The organism is Enterococcus sp. AZ011 (assembly GCF_050548355.1).
Lineage (GTDB): Bacteria > Bacillota > Bacilli > Lactobacillales > Enterococcaceae > Enterococcus > Enterococcus faecalis.
Genome location: NZ_CP172959.1, coordinates 294,346 through 308,871, shown reverse-complemented (window position 1 = coordinate 308,871; position 14,526 = coordinate 294,346). Strand labels below are relative to the sequence as shown.

Genomic DNA, 14,526 nt, shown 5'->3' with positions numbered 1-14,526 from the left:
TTTTGTGTTACAATACAACTGTTCGAAGGAGAGAAGAAGCATGAAAAAAATTGCCATTATTGGCGGCGGCATTATCGGAATGACGTTAGCTAATTATTTAGATCCACAAAAATTTGACATTACCGTTTATGATGAAGGGATCGGCCAAGCGACTAAAGCGAGCGCTGGGATTATTTCCCCTTGGCTATCCAAACGTCGGAATAAGAAATGGTACCAATTAGCGCGAGAGGGCGCTGCCCTATTTCCAAAGCTAGTCAAAGATTTTCAGCTGACGGAGGATATTTATCGTCAATCAGGGACAGTCATTTTGCGTCCGGCAGCTGCTTTGGCAGACTTAGCCCATTTGGCAGAAGAGCGTAAGCAAACTGCACCCGAAATTGGAGAAATCACGATGTTGTCAGCGGTTCAAACAGCGAAGTTCTTACCGCTACTTAAGGAAACTCCCTCACTTTTTATTTCTGGCGGCGGTCGCCTAGATGGACCAGCTTATCTAAACCATCTTCAGAAACGCGCCGAAGCTAAAGGGGTCACTTTTTGCTCACAACGGGCGCACTTTCGACAACTGAATCAAGGGTGGGAAATTGTCACAAATTCAGAAAAAAAGAGCGTTGATTTTCTCGCTTTAACACCTGGTCCTCATTTAAAGGAATTACTCGCTACTTTAAATTTATCTGTGGACATTCGTCCCCAAAAAGGACAATTATTAGTTTTCGAGACCCCTTTTACAAACAGTCAGCAATGGCCTGTTGCTATGTTAGATGGCGAAGCCGATTTAATTCCTTTTAATCAAGGAAAAATTTTATTAGGTGCCACCCACGAAAATGAACAAGCCTGGGATTTAGAAGAGACTGTTAGCGCTTTTCAACAACTAACTTCTGGGACTGCGCCATTTCTAAAAGAAGCAGAGCAGCTTTTTAAGCAACCCATGCATTACCGCGTCGGTACACGTGCTTATACATCTGATTTCGCTCCGTTTTTTGGTCCTTTGCCAGAAATGCCCCACCTTGTGGTTGCTAGCGGACTTGGTTCATCAGGACTCACTACTGGCCCATTCATTGGTTACCAATTAGCTGAATACTTCAATACAGGTGCCTTCAAAGGAGAGCTTTATCAAAAACCACTTAGTCAATATGTAAAAAAAAACCCTCACTTTAATCAGTGAGCGGTTGTTTTTTTCCCTTTAATTAAGAAATGTGAAGTATCTTGGTAGAAGGATTTTGTTATTATGCTACTTGTGGTCGCGCATAGCGTTCTACGTTTTGTTTAATATTTTTAACCGTTTCTGGATCTTCAATGCCTGTTACTTCAGCGATCACTGTATCAACACTTTCTTGGTCAAGCATTTCCTGTAATTGACGGCTTTGTTCATCTTCTGGATCATGATAATTAAAGACAATACCAATCATTGCTAATAAATGCGGCGACACTAGATTGCGTTCCTGTAATTCACGGATTGGTCGAATAAACCGTTCTTGCGCACCTAATTTTCTGATTGGTGTCCGTGCTACACGTGTAATAGCATCTGAAATATATTTATTTTGGAAACGTTGAATAATTTTTTCAATATAGGCTGCATGTTCTTGTTCATCAAAATTCCATTTAGCCACTAAAAGTTTACCAGTTTCCTGCAAAACTGATTTGAGTTGTGCTACCACTAAGGCGTCCTGCATCGCTTCGTCAATGGTTTGATAGCCTAACAACGCCCCTGTATAGGCAACTGTAGCATGGCCAGTGTTTACACTAAATAATTTTCGTTCAATATACGGCTCTAAATTAGCAACGTAATGAACCCCTTCTAACTGAATCTCTTTGGCTTTTCGGTTGGTATCATCAATGACCCATTCACAAAAAGGCTCAACTTGAACAAAAAGTGGATCTTCATGTTTTTGTAATGGAACAATCCGATCAACCGCCGCATCAGGAAAACCAATCCATTGTTCAGCATAAGCTGGGTTTTTCAAATATTTGGCCACTTCTTCTGCTAAAAAGGTTGAACCACCAATCATATTTTCACAAGCGATAATATCCAGCGGCTTTTGACAATTTGCTTCGGCACGTGCATCAATTCCTTGGGCAATTAATTCAGCAATTCTTGGTAAAATATTGGGACCAATCGCCGTCGTGACTAAATCGGCTTCCGCAATTGCTTCTACTACTTTTTCTGGTTCTGCCATGTTATTTAATCCGGTCACATTTTCAACGTTAATTTGTTGATGTGAGGCATCGGCCAATTCAATTGTATAACTTTTACGTTCTTTTAACGCTTGAATGATGGTTTCATTAACATCCACAAACGTAATATGAAACCCGTTTTTAGCTAAAATTTCGCCGATAAAGCCGCGTCCAATATTTCCTGCTCCAAAATGTACTGCGTTCATTCTTATTCTCTCCTTTAAGCAATGGCTAAATTTTCTGTTATTTCTTCTTTACTTAATGCATCGGCAAGTTGCACTACGTTATCCATATCACTACAATAAAGTGCAATTTGTTGGACTAATTGCAAATGTTCTTCACCGACTCCGGCAATCCCAAATAATACGGTAGCAATTTTTTCATCTTCTTCGGTGCCAAAATTAACGCCCTCTGGGACTTGCACTACACAGATTCCTGATTTTTTCACTAATTTTTTGGCTTCTTCTGTTCCATGAGGAATGGCAATAAAATTCCCCATATAAACAGATAGCAATTGGTCTCTTTCAATCATTGCTTCGATATAAGCGGGCTCAACACAGCCTGCCTCGACTAGTTTTTCGCCGCAAAAGCGAATAGCTTCTTCTTTTGTATTAAACTGTTGATTTAATTCAATTGAAATATTCGTAAGATTTTCCATTGTTTTCTTCCTCTCTAGGCACTTTCTTTTAAGAGCGAAACCACTGTTTCATATTTTTGGGGATTAACCATACTTTTTACTGATAAGTGTGTCGCTTTCGGTGCTTTTTTACGGGCTTGTTCCGTTAGTTCAGCTTTTGTGACAATTAAAGCCTGTGTTTGTTGAGTTAATTCATTAATATTAATTTTTCGAATCGGCATTGAAATTTTCTCTTTATCTAAAATTTCTTCTAAGACTTTCATTCCCATCGTTGCTGACCCGACACGGTCATCGTGAACCAAAAGAATTTCATTGACATTTGCTAAATCTCCCTCAATTTCAGAAGCAGGTGTTGCTTTGGAGGCTGTTGGTTGTGCGTCGTTTTTTTCTTTGGTACCTGATAGTTCAGCCACAATTTCATCATAACGTGGTGAGTTCAAGAAATTTTCAACTGCTACAAAGGTTGCATTAGGTGCTTTCTGTTTGGCCCGTTCTTGCAATTCCGCTTGTGTGACAATCAATGTATTTCCCTCATCGGTCAAATTATTAATAGCCCGATTCGTCACAGTTTGTACTAAACCAGCCTCTTGGACCTTTTTCCGTAAGATAGACGCACCCATTGCACTAGAGCCCATCCCAGCATCACAAGCAAAAATAATTTGTTGAATTCCTGACAATGAAGCACTACCATTTGTGACAGTTAATCCTTTTGATGCTGCTTTAGCAGCTTGGGTTTCTTTCACTTTTTGGGCAAATTCATCACTTTCTTCTTTCGCATCTGCTTTTAAAATGACTGCGGATACTGCAAAGGAAACAGCAGTTGCTGCCAAAACACCTAAAATAACTGGTAAGTAAGAACCCATTGGTGTCATTGCTAAAATAGCTATAATGGAGCCTGGGGAAGCGGGCGCACGTAAACCAGCATCTAACGTTTGGAAAACCAAACTACCTGTCGCGCCACCTGCAATAACCGATAAGAATAATAACGGTTTCATCATTACATATGGGAAGTAAATTTCGTGGATACCACCAAGGAAATGAATAATTATTGCTCCCGGCGCAGAAGATTTTGCCGCACCTTTTCCAAAAAACATAAATGCTAATAAGACACCTAACCCAGGACCAGGGTTTGCTTCTAATAGGAAAAGAATTGATTTGCCAGCCGATAAGACTTGTTCTGTCCCTAAGGGTGTTAAAATGCCATGATTAATCGCATTGTTTAAAAAGAGCACTTTTGCCGGTTCAATAAAAATACTCGTTAATGGAATCAAATGAGCATTTAAAATGATTTCCACACCACGTGCCATTGCAGCAGTCAGCGCATCGACAATTGGGCCAATCGCTGAAAAACCAAGTAAAGCTAACGCAAAACCAATTAATCCAGCTGAAAAATTGTTTACTAACATTTCAAAACCAGCTTTAATCCGATGTTGGAAATACTGATCAAATTTCTTAATTGTAAAGCCACCAAGTGGACCCATAATCATGGCACCTAGCATCATCGGAATATCGGTTCCCACAATCACGCCCATTGTCGCAATTGCGCCAACTACGGCACCGCGATCACCTGCAATTACTTTCCCACCAGTGTAGCCAATTAATAATGGAATTAAATAGGTCAACATTGGGCCAACCATCGTGGCAAAGGCTTTATTTGGCAGATATCCATCTGGGATAAATAGCGCTGTCAAAACGCCCCACGCAATCAACGCCCCGATATTGGGCATCACCATGCTAGATAAGGTACTGCCAAGTCTTTGGACTTTTGCTTTAATTGATACTTTATTTTTTTCTGGTACTTGTTCCATGTTTATTCCCCTTCTCTCAAGTAACTTTTCTTGTTGACTAAATTGTATCCGCTTTCCGAATCTGGAAAAAGTCGTACTTTGGCACAAACCATTGTGCCAAAAGTTGAAAGAAAAAAGCACGTGTTCTCTAGTTACGAAAACCAGAAAACACGTGCTTATTCCATTTCTAATAATTTCAATAATAAATGAACAACTTTTTATGCTATACTCAAATTGGCGACTTGCCTCGAAAGGAGGTGCATCACATGTACGAGATTGTCACAAAAATTCTTGTGCCTATTTTTGTCGGGATTGTCCTGAAACTTGTAACCATTTGGTTGGAAAAACAGAACGAGGAATAAACAAGTTGCTTTCAACCGCTGCTGTCTAAACAGCAAAAAAAGACACCCTACTACTGATAGGGTGTCTTTTTAGTGCATCCATGCACGACTTTGTCACAAGTTACCTTAAATTTATCATAGGGCCTATTTTTTGTCAAGGAATCTTCTTATCTTTTTTGTTTAATCTCTTAAATAAAAATATTTTAATTTTTATTATAAAATTATTTCAATAATTATTGAACATTTCAGAATGAATTGATTTTTTTCAGACGTAGCTTTAGGCTTGAGCCAGAATTTTTTGTGCTTCATCTATTGTTCGACAATCACTGAGCCGCTGAATGTTTTCGAGATCTGAACAGAAAAAAGCTAATTCTTGAAGCATGCTTAGTTGCCGTTGACTTTTTAGAGCAACGACAAATAACAAAGTAGCTATTTTTCGATCTGCTTCCGTACCAAAGTTGACCCCATCAGGCACTTGAATAAAGCAAATCCCTTCTTTTAAAACTTGTTCATCTTGTCCTTCCGCATGAGGCAATGCCACAAAGTTACCGATATACACACTGACTTTTTGTTGACGTTGATACATTGCTTTGACATAGTCAGGCGTGACCAACTGATTTTTTAGCAGTAATTCACCAGAAGCTGCAAGTGCTTCCTCCCAACTAGCATACGATTGATTCAACATTATTTGCTCCGCTGTAATTTCAAACATCTCTCAACACCTAGCCTTTCATTTCTTCAATTAATAATGACGAAAGCAACTGATAAACAATGGCTTCATTTCCTGAATGAAAAATTTCTGTATTTAAATCATTCATAATAATCGCACCACTGATTTTCCCTAAAATTTTCCCGATTGTTTCATCAATCGGCATCGGCGCTAGCATGAGTAACATACGTTGTAACTGCATCGGCTTTTTATCCATACCTTCAATCATAAGTGGCTGGGCCAGATTAAAAATACAAAAAACAGGCTGTGTCACTGCTGTACTTGAGGTATGGAATAAGGCCATTTCCGTCTGAGGAATCCCAATAGGCGCTTGCTCGTAACGTTTCATCAATTGCTGACAGACGATTGCACTATCGGTGATTAAATCTGCGGAAAGTTGCGCAAGAGCTTGTTGAACGGTTTCTGCTAAATCCGCTTGATTATTTAAATCTGCTATGAAAAATGTTTCTAATAGTTTACTAATTTCTTCCATGAAAGCGACCACCGTTTCGTAGCTTTCTTCGCCACCTATTTTTTTCACAGGCGCTTTCCTAAGCGAGCGTTTTTCGTGACTGATCCGCTTAAACTCTTCTTTCAATTGGCGGATTTCATCGTCTAAAAGTAACGGTGAGATCAATTTATATTTACCATTGTATCCTGGTAATAACGAAGTGGAAATCACTAAGTCATAGTTTTCCTCAACATCCACCTTACCTAAATCCGCAATCCGAAAAAAATGAATCTGGTTGATAAAAGGAAAGTAGCGCCGTAATCGCATTTCCAGCATACTTGTCGAAGCCAAACCGCTAGGAGAAAAACCAGCAATATCAACTTCCATAATTTTGGGACTCCGCTCTAAAGAATTGGCAAAATGAAGTACCATGTAGGCAATTTCCTCTTCCGATAAATTCTTTTGCGGAAAAATTTGCGGCAACGCTTGGCGTAAAGCCGCAGCTATTTCTTGATATTGATTCATAATCCGTTCTAAAATGGGATTCGTTAAATCTTCTTCTTGTAAAACCGCCCGAGAAAAAACACCTGATAAATGCGTCAACAACATTTTATACAAATTGGTATCTTCGAAAAAATTAACTTCCGTTTCTTGACTTACTGCTTCAATCAGTTGTTTCACTGCATAAGCCAGCTGAGTGTCAAAATGTTCATCAAAAAAATCTTCATCAAAAGAATTAGAAAAATCACTTAATAAGCTAGCAAAAAAAACAATCTCACTGACAGCGTATAGTTGTTTTGTTTCAGCAGCGACTTTTGAAAAAAGTCGTTTAGAACAATTTAGAAAGGCCTTATTCATCTGCCCAGTATAGGTCTCATCAGCTAAATAAAAACCTGCAGTGACCCGATCCATCGCAATTGTTAACATTAAAATCAAATGTTGTAATTTGCGATCACTTAATGCTGGAAATAAAGTTTCTACTTCTGGCTGAACAATTTTTTGTGCAAATGCTAAATGTTCTGCATGAATAAACTGAAAGAAAAAATGGTCGTTTGTTGTTAATTCGGTAAAATGAAAAAATTGGTACTCATTAATTTCCATACTTAGAATATTCGCCATTAGAAGACGGCGATATTTTTCAGAACCAGTCACTTCATAGCCTTGATTCCGAGAAATCGTCAACGGAATCCGAGCAATCCGTGTTTCTAATTGTTTAATATCGGCATAAAAAGTCGTATTACTAATACAATACGTTTCCAGAAAATAATGCATAGAGACTGGCTCTTTTGTTTGAAGTAATGTCAATAAAATCGCATGTTGCCGCGCCAAAGTAGAAAGTTCCTGTGTCTCTTCTCCTAAAATAGCAGCCTGAATTTCCGTCATCGCTGCTTCATCTGCTTGAATCGAAAAGCGCCCACGAGCTACTTTTTCCAACGTCGCGCCCATCGATGCTAGCGAGGTTTCTAAATTTTCTAATTCACGATATACCGTCCGGCGGCTAACCTTTAACAAATTCATCATGCGGTTTACTGAAACGGGGGTAGGACTATTCACTAATTCCGTTAATAGTACAGTTTCTCTTGTCGTTAAAAACATCTATCAGCTCCTCCTTCCAGCCATTCTTGATACTCTTTCTTATTCAAAAAACTAGTAACTACGTATAAATTTTGTTGCGTTAGATCTAAATGATAGGCTTGCGCCAGTTCACGAGTCACTACGTAGGTTGTCTCCTTGGTAAAAAAGACTGTTTCCAGTGGCTCTTTAGATACTTCAATCGCGACTCCTTGTTTCGCTGCTTGTTGCCGCAATAATTCCATTCCCATTGTTTGCGATCCTCGAACATTCTCGGCATATAAAAAAACAAGCTTCTGTATTTGTTTTGTCGAGTTCGTTTCAGTAGACTCTGAACCAAGTGAAGATTGCTCTTGAGAAGAAGCAGTCAGTTTGGCTAAAACTTGCGGGTAATAGGATTTAATTTCTAAAAAATTTTGAACACTCACCATATCCTTTTCTGGGACGTACTTTTGTGCTAACTGTTTCAATTCTGCTTGAATGACCACTAATGTCTTAGGCTGCCACTTCATCTGATGAACGGACTGGTAAGTCACAGGTATCTCCAAGTCCACAGCTTTTAATTGTCGGCTTAGCAAACTAGCCCCCATGGCACTTGAGCCCATTCCTGCATCACAAACAAATAAAATTTGCTGATAGTTAGGTGTGACTGTTTCCACTTGGTCTTCCTCCTTCTCCTTCATCTTTATCATTGAAACTGGTTCAATTCCTCGTTGACGTTTTAATAACAAGCTTGCTATTGCAAAAGAGCACAGAAAGCTAACAAAAATTCCGCTAAAAACCGCCAGCCTCGCATCAGTCGGGGCATTGGCTAAAATCGCAACCAATGAACCTGGCGAAGCTGGAGCATTTAGCCCCACATTAAATATTTGAAAAACAAGCGTACCACTTATTCCTCCAGCAATTACTGCTAAAAATAAGCGCGGATCCATTAAAACAAACGGAAAATAAATTTCATGAATGCCCCCAATCAGTTGAATCATGGTGGCACCTCCTGCTGTTTTTCGTTGTCCTACAGGCCCAAACAGCAGAAAAGCAACCAAAACGCCAACGCCTGGTCCAGGATTTGTTTCCAATAGAAATAAAATGGACTGACCTGTTTGACTAGCGCCTTCTAAACCTAGAGGCGTTAATAAACCATGGTTAATCGCATTATTAAAAAATAACACTTTTAAGGGCTCTAAGAAAACGTGAACCAATGGTAAAAGATTGGCTTCAATTAACCAAGAAGAAAATTGATACAGCCAAAAACTAGCACTTTCAACAGCAGGAGCTACAACCAGAATACCAAAACAGCAAAGCAGTCCTCCCACAATTCCTGCTAAAAAGTTTTTAGTCAGCATCTCATAGCCTTCTTTAACTTTCGGTAAGAGAATTTGTTCAATTTTGGCGAAAGTATATCCTGCTAAAGGGCCAATAAACATAGCACCAAACAACTGTGGAACATCTGTGGAAACAATCACGCCCACTGTCGCAATAGCAGCAACAACGCCGCCACGTTGTTCCTCGAACATTTTTCCGCCTGTAAAACCAATTAAAATCGGTAAAACAACTCGAATCATTATCGTTTCGACTTCAGAAAGAGCTAGCCGTAGATTCCCGGTCGTATAGCCAGCCACCAAAGACAATAAGCTCCACGCAATAAAAATACTCAAATTTGGCATAATCATCCCACTCAAACGATGACCAAAACGACGTAAATAGGGAGTTACTTTCACAAACTTATGTTTAAAAAAGAGCGAATGCATTTCTTTTTCCTTCATATTCCTTGTCCCTCGCTCTCTATGTAGATAATTAGAATACTTCTATTATATGAAATTTCACAAAAAAATAGTATAGATTTTTGTAAAATAATTCTTTTATACACCTCACAAGAGAATCCGTTTACATTAATAGAAAAAACTTTTATACTAAAAGAAAGAAACTCTTCGGATTGGAGGCCAATTATGGCAATCAAAGCAATTGTAATGGATATTGATGGTACCTTGTTAACTTCAGAAAAAAAGATTTCACCAAAAACGCGACAAGCATTAGTAGCTGCACAAAAACAAGGCCTCTCACTGATTTTGGCTTCTGGCCGCCCGACTAACGGTATGCGGCCCTTAGCAGATGAATTGGAGATGGCTCATTATAATGGACACTTACTTTCCTATAACGGCGCTTGTGTCACCCATCACGGCAGTCAGCAACAACTATTTAATCAGACAATTTCAAAGTCATTGAGTCAACAAATTTTAGAGCATTTGAAACAATTTGACGTAATTCCAATGATTAATGATGAAACATTTATGTATGTCAATGATGTTTTTCATAACACCTTACATTTAGAGACTGGTGATTTTAATATTATTGAATATGAATCACGGGGCGGCAACTTTCAATTATGTGAGTGGCATGATTTAGCCGCCAGACTAAACTTTCCCTTGAACAAAATTTTAATTGCTGGTGAACCCGCCTATTTACAAAAATATCATGAGGCCATCTACGCGCCTTTCAAAGAAACCGTCACCGCTGCTTTTTCCGCTCCTTTCTATTTTGAATTTACCGCTAAAAATATTGATAAAGCGCGTTCTTTAGAAAAACTAACCCTACAGTTAGGCATAACTGCTGAAGAAGTAATTGCTTTTGGTGATGGTCACAACGACTATACTATGTTGGAATGGGCCGGCACGGGAATTGCTATGGAAAACGCCGTTGACGAGCTTAAAAGCATCGCAACGGAAGTCACTTTATCCAACGACAATGACGGCATCGCTGTTGCATTAGCCAACTTTCTTTAAGAATGTTGATTGATGTAAGCGTACGCCGTCATTTTTTATTGCCTATTCAAATGTCGTGATTTTTTCTGGTGCTAAACGAACAGATTCATAACCAGTTTCCATGCCCTTACCCACAGATAAAATCATTACTGGGACATAGCGCTCTTGATCTAAACCAAATGTTTCGGCTAATTTTTCCGCTTCAAAACCACCGATTGGATTTGTTTCATATCCGTGAGCTCGGGCCACTAACATAAATTGCATAGCTGCTAAACTCGCATCAATTTTTACGATGTCATTCATTTGTTCTCTGCTTAAACTTTCATAATGGGGAATAATGGCTGCTAATTGTTGGTCCCGCACTTCCTTAGGCATTTTACCACTAGCATAAGCTTGATTGTAAATTTCCTCTCCTCGTTCATGGCAGTTTAGATCACCAAAAATTAAGAGCATTGCAGAAGATGTTTCATTTTGACGCGTATTAAAGCGAATTAAGGGTTTTAATTTTTCTTTGCCTGCTTCACTTTCCACTACGACAAAACGCCATGGCTGCATGTTAACAGAAGAAGGGGCAGTGGTCGCTTCTTGAATCATTGTTAACATTTCTTCATGAGAAATTTTATGGGTTTCATCGTACACCCGAACCGATTTGCGGCCAAAAACAATCTCTGAAAAATCATTCGTTGTATATGTTGTCATTCTATCATACCTCTTTCGTTGTAATGCTTTGATCTAGTTTTGTCAAAAGTTCTTTTAACTGGCGACAGTCGTCCTTTGTAAATGTACTGGGAATAATTTCTGTTACCGTTTGTTGCTTGGCTGTACATTGCTGTAGTTCTTGTTGTGCTTTTTCTGTTAAATGCACTAGCACTTCCCGATTATTTTCTGGATTTCGCTGTCGTGTCACATACTGTTTCTCTTCTAAAATTTTCAAATGGCGAGTGACCGCACCACTATCGATTTTTAAGTGTTCTTGAATCTCCGTTTGAAGACACGGCTGACGTTCTTTTAAAATCATCAGCAACTCATAACGAGTCAAACTCAAGCCAACTTGCTCTTCAAAAACTTTGGTAATTTTTTGATCTAATACCTTTAACTGACATAATAATTGGCTGACTTCCCGTAATGATAACGACATAGTTTCCTCCTTAAAAAGATGACTCGTCAACAATTGACTAGTCAACTATAACTGTTTCTTTCTAAAAATGCAACCTTTTTTTTACAAGAAAAATAGAACAATTGACAGAGAGAAACTACAGTATTCCCCATCAACTGTTCTATTTTAATCAATCTATTTTTCGGTAACAGGTTCTGCTGATAACCGCTTAATCCCTAAACCAGTAAACGCACTGACCATTGAGAAGACAGGCGATAATAAGCTAAAGAAAACAAATGGTAAGTAAGTCAACGTTGGTACGCCAAAGGTCCCCGCTACGAAGCTACCTGCAATCCCCCAAGGAATGAGGTAGTTAATGACCGTCCCACCATCCTCCAAGGTTCTGCCTAAAACAGTCGGATCCAAACCTTCTTTTTTGTAAACTTCTTTAAAGGCATTCCCTGGTAAAATAACCGATAGGAATTGTTCACCAATAAAAATATTTACGCCAATTCCTGTTAATAACGTTGATAAAATCAATTTCGGTGTACTGCTCATTTTCTGCGAAACAACTTCCATGACCGCAGAAATCAATCCTAATTCCATTAATAAGCCACCTAGAGACAACGTTAGAATAATAAGTGCCACAGTCGGCATCATGCTCATAATTCCGCCACGACTTAATAATTGATCAATTTGTGCGTTCCCCGTTTGAGAAACAAACCCATTTTCCAACGTGTTTCCTAATGCCTGCAACGATACTTTCGGATTTTGAATAATAATCATAATTACTGCCACAATAATGTTTAACAAAATCGTGATAATCGCTGGAATTTTGCGCCAGGCACAGATTAACATTAAGGCTAATGGTAACAATGACCAAATGGAAATGGTAAAGTGGTCTTCCAATACTTGAATAACTTGAACTACTTCTGTCAGACTTGTATTCGCGTACGTTTGCCCTAAAATCATAAACAAGATTAAAGAGACGATAAATGCTGGTACAGTCGACCACATCAAGTTTTTTATATGTTTAAACAAATCCGCTTCAACAATCGCTGCGGCTAAATTTGTTGATTCTGATAAAGGTGACATTTTATCACCAAAAACTGAACCAGAAACAATCGCACCCACAACTAAAGCAGGATTTAACCCTAAGGTACTGCCAATACCGAAAAAGGCAATTCCAATTGTTGACATCACTGTAAAAGCACTACCTACTGCACTGCCGACAATCGCACAGACAATAAAAACTGACGGCACAAACCATTTAACACTAATCATTTTAAAACCAAAAACCATAATCGTTGGAATAATTCCTGCTTGAATCCAAACGGCAATCAATGCACCCACTAAAATGAAAATAAAAATTGGAATAATCCCTGGCTTCAAGCCATCAACAATCCCTTTATGCATTTGATCAAATGGTACTTTACGAAACATTGCGTAGCCTAAAATCAATGCAATCACAAACAAAATAGTAATATTTGGCGATATCTTTAAGCCAATTACTCCTGTTGCAATAGCTGCCACAATAATTAATAATACGATACTTGCTTCTCGAACACTCACGGTCTTCTTTTTCTGTTTTTCTTTCATTTCGTTACTCTCCTCTAATCTTTTTTCTGAATACTCTGACATTAAAGGATCTTATGATAACGAATAACCCCTCCACAACTCATTGAAAACGCCTCCTAAAGCTACATAAAAAGAGAGATTCATCCTTAAAGAATAAGGACGAATCTCTCCGCGGTACCACCTTAATTAGAAGCTTACTTGCTTCTCGCTTATGTATTATGTAATTGTTACTACTTATTAGTGTAATTCACAAATAGACTTGATCGATTCGCAGCAACCATCGACTTTCTGAACAAAACATCTATTTCCTACTGGGCTAATAATTTATGAATCTCAATATACCAAGAAGAAACCGACTTGTCAACGAAAATAGCATAAAAAATTTTTTCACACGCCAACAAAAATTACTTTTTCTTTTTGTAAAAATAGAAAGAGGTCGGGACAGCAGCGTTTAACTCCGAGAACCAAGTAGGTACTGTTCAACATCTATTTGCTTTGCAAATAGTGTTTCTCAGCAATAAGAAGGAATTTCCGAAAATTGTTCTTTAATTTTTGGAGACCAAGTAGGTATTGTTCATCATCGAATCACTACGTTCTTCGGGATTCTCAACAATTTCGGCTTATTTCCGAAGGACCTTCAACTCTTAGAGCTTTAGCTCTTAGAAGTTGTTGAGATCGGAGCAACGCGTAGTGTTGCTTCTGTTCCCGCCGTTTATCAGTTTTTGAGCGTGGAACAAAAATCCAAAGTGATTTTTGTTCCACGCTCCTGTTAATTAGTGGGTTGTGCCACCTTGTAGTTGAATATCTTCTTGCGTTTTTACCGCTGCTTCAATCATATAGAACAAAGAATCTGTGATTGCTTCTAATGACATAGAAGCAAACGTTGGTTTATCAATTGTTTGTTCTGGTAGGAACGGAACATGAATAAATCCGCCACGAATAGTTGGATATTTAGTGTTAATTAAGTGTAGTAAGTGATACATAATATCATTACATACAAAAGTTCCTGCTGTATAAGAAATCGCTGCAGGTAATTGATGGTCATGACAATTTTTTACCATCGCTTTAATCGGTAAATTTGTAAAATAGGCTGTTGCTCCATCTTCAACCAACGGCACATCGCTTGGTTGTTGTCCTGCATTATCCGGGATACGCGCTTCCGCTAAATTAATCGCCACTTTTTCAACAGTGACTGTTTGGCGGCCGCCTGCTTGTCCAACACAAATCACCATATCTGGTTGATGGGTTTCAATTGCTTCAGCCACTTTTTCACCACTAGTGCCAAAAACAGTTGGCACCTCCACTTTAATAATTTCAGCTCCTGCAATTTCAGCAGGTAATTTTTTGACTGCTTCAAAGGCAGGATTGATTGCTTCTCCTCCAAATGGATCAAAGCCAGTAACGACAACTTTCATTTCGATCAT

General features: G+C 38.7%; 13 protein-coding genes and 1 other annotated feature. Of the genes, 3 read left to right on the top strand and 10 right to left on the bottom strand.

Annotation, left to right across the window (positions count from 1 at the left end; all coding sequences use genetic code 11):
- The first annotated feature begins 40 nt into the window (after positions 1 to 40).
- Complete coding sequence (locus IGL36_RS01570) at positions 41 to 1,162, top strand: NAD(P)/FAD-dependent oxidoreductase (protein ID WP_047648971.1); 1,122 nt, start codon at positions 41 to 43, stop codon at positions 1,160 to 1,162.
- A 61-nt stretch (positions 1,163 to 1,223) separates the two neighbouring features.
- Here IGL36_RS01570 and IGL36_RS01565 read toward each other — a convergent pair whose 3' ends face one another.
- Genes IGL36_RS01565 through IGL36_RS01555 form a run of 3 tightly spaced genes read right to left on the bottom strand, consistent with a single transcriptional unit; the run spans position 1,224 to position 4,617 of the window.
- On the bottom strand, positions 1,224 to 2,378 hold the full coding sequence (locus IGL36_RS01565) for a mannitol-1-phosphate 5-dehydrogenase (protein WP_129238672.1): 1,155 nt from the start codon (positions 2,376 to 2,378) through the stop codon (positions 1,224 to 1,226).
- Between the two features lie 14 nt (positions 2,379 to 2,392).
- The gene (locus tag IGL36_RS01560; protein WP_002355279.1) at positions 2,393 to 2,830 is read right to left on the bottom strand and encodes a PTS sugar transporter subunit IIA; all 438 of its coding nucleotides are present in this window, start codon (positions 2,828 to 2,830) and stop codon (positions 2,393 to 2,395) included.
- A gap of 14 nt (positions 2,831 to 2,844) precedes the next feature.
- The gene (locus IGL36_RS01555) at positions 2,845 to 4,617 is read right to left on the bottom strand and encodes a PTS mannitol-specific transporter subunit IIBC (RefSeq protein ID WP_002405272.1); all 1,773 of its coding nucleotides are present in this window, start codon (positions 4,615 to 4,617) and stop codon (positions 2,845 to 2,847) included.
- Between the two features lie 245 nt (positions 4,618 to 4,862).
- Between IGL36_RS01555 and IGL36_RS01550 the strand changes: the two genes are divergently transcribed.
- Entirely contained in the window at positions 4,863 to 4,958 is a 96-nt protein-coding gene (locus IGL36_RS01550; RefSeq protein ID WP_015543884.1) for a type I toxin-antitoxin system Fst family toxin, read from the top strand.
- A 256-nt stretch (positions 4,959 to 5,214) separates the two neighbouring features.
- On the opposite strand, the gene IGL36_RS01545 is transcribed toward IGL36_RS01550, so the two are convergent.
- The 3 genes from IGL36_RS01545 to IGL36_RS01535 are packed head-to-tail and all read right to left on the bottom strand — an operon-like array spanning position 5,215 to position 9,432.
- Entirely contained in the window at positions 5,215 to 5,649 is a 435-nt protein-coding gene (locus IGL36_RS01545; protein ID WP_002358391.1) for a PTS sugar transporter subunit IIA, read from the bottom strand.
- Between the two features lie 10 nt (positions 5,650 to 5,659).
- Positions 5,660 to 7,693 (bottom strand): BglG family transcription antiterminator, encoded by a 2,034-nt coding sequence (locus IGL36_RS01540; protein ID WP_002397548.1) that lies wholly within the window; start codon positions 7,691 to 7,693, stop codon positions 5,660 to 5,662.
- Positions 7,684 to 9,432: a PTS transporter subunit EIIC gene (locus IGL36_RS01535; protein ID WP_164973229.1), complete on the bottom strand. Its 1,749-nt coding sequence runs from the start codon at positions 9,430 to 9,432 to the stop codon at positions 7,684 to 7,686. The genes IGL36_RS01540 and IGL36_RS01535 overlap by 10 nt, the downstream gene beginning before the upstream one ends.
- A 183-nt stretch (positions 9,433 to 9,615) precedes the next feature.
- Between IGL36_RS01535 and IGL36_RS01530 the strand changes: the two genes are divergently transcribed.
- A complete protein-coding gene (locus tag IGL36_RS01530; RefSeq protein ID WP_002355273.1) occupies positions 9,616 to 10,449 on the top strand; it encodes a Cof-type HAD-IIB family hydrolase in 834 nt (277 codons plus the stop codon).
- 42 nt (positions 10,450 to 10,491) lie between these two features.
- On the opposite strand, the gene IGL36_RS01525 is transcribed toward IGL36_RS01530, so the two are convergent.
- The 4 genes from IGL36_RS01525 to pcp form a co-directional block, all read right to left on the bottom strand.
- On the bottom strand, positions 10,492 to 11,127 hold the full coding sequence (locus IGL36_RS01525; protein ID WP_002358386.1) for a nitroreductase family protein: 636 nt from the start codon (positions 11,125 to 11,127) through the stop codon (positions 10,492 to 10,494).
- Between the two features lie 4 nt (positions 11,128 to 11,131).
- A complete protein-coding gene (locus IGL36_RS01520; RefSeq protein WP_002362972.1) occupies positions 11,132 to 11,566 on the bottom strand; it encodes a MarR family winged helix-turn-helix transcriptional regulator in 435 nt (144 codons plus the stop codon).
- 153 nt (positions 11,567 to 11,719) lie between these two features.
- Positions 11,720 to 13,165: a Na+/H+ antiporter NhaC gene (gene nhaC / locus IGL36_RS01515; protein WP_002383673.1), complete on the bottom strand. Its 1,446-nt coding sequence runs from the start codon at positions 13,163 to 13,165 to the stop codon at positions 11,720 to 11,722.
- Between the two features lie 89 nt (positions 13,166 to 13,254).
- Positions 13,255 to 13,430, bottom strand: a binding site (T-box leader).
- A 445-nt stretch (positions 13,431 to 13,875) separates the two neighbouring features.
- Positions 13,876 to 14,517 (bottom strand): pyroglutamyl-peptidase I, encoded by a 642-nt coding sequence (gene pcp, locus IGL36_RS01510; RefSeq protein ID WP_002355269.1) that lies wholly within the window; start codon positions 14,515 to 14,517, stop codon positions 13,876 to 13,878.
- Positions 14,518 to 14,526 lie beyond the last annotated feature (9 nt).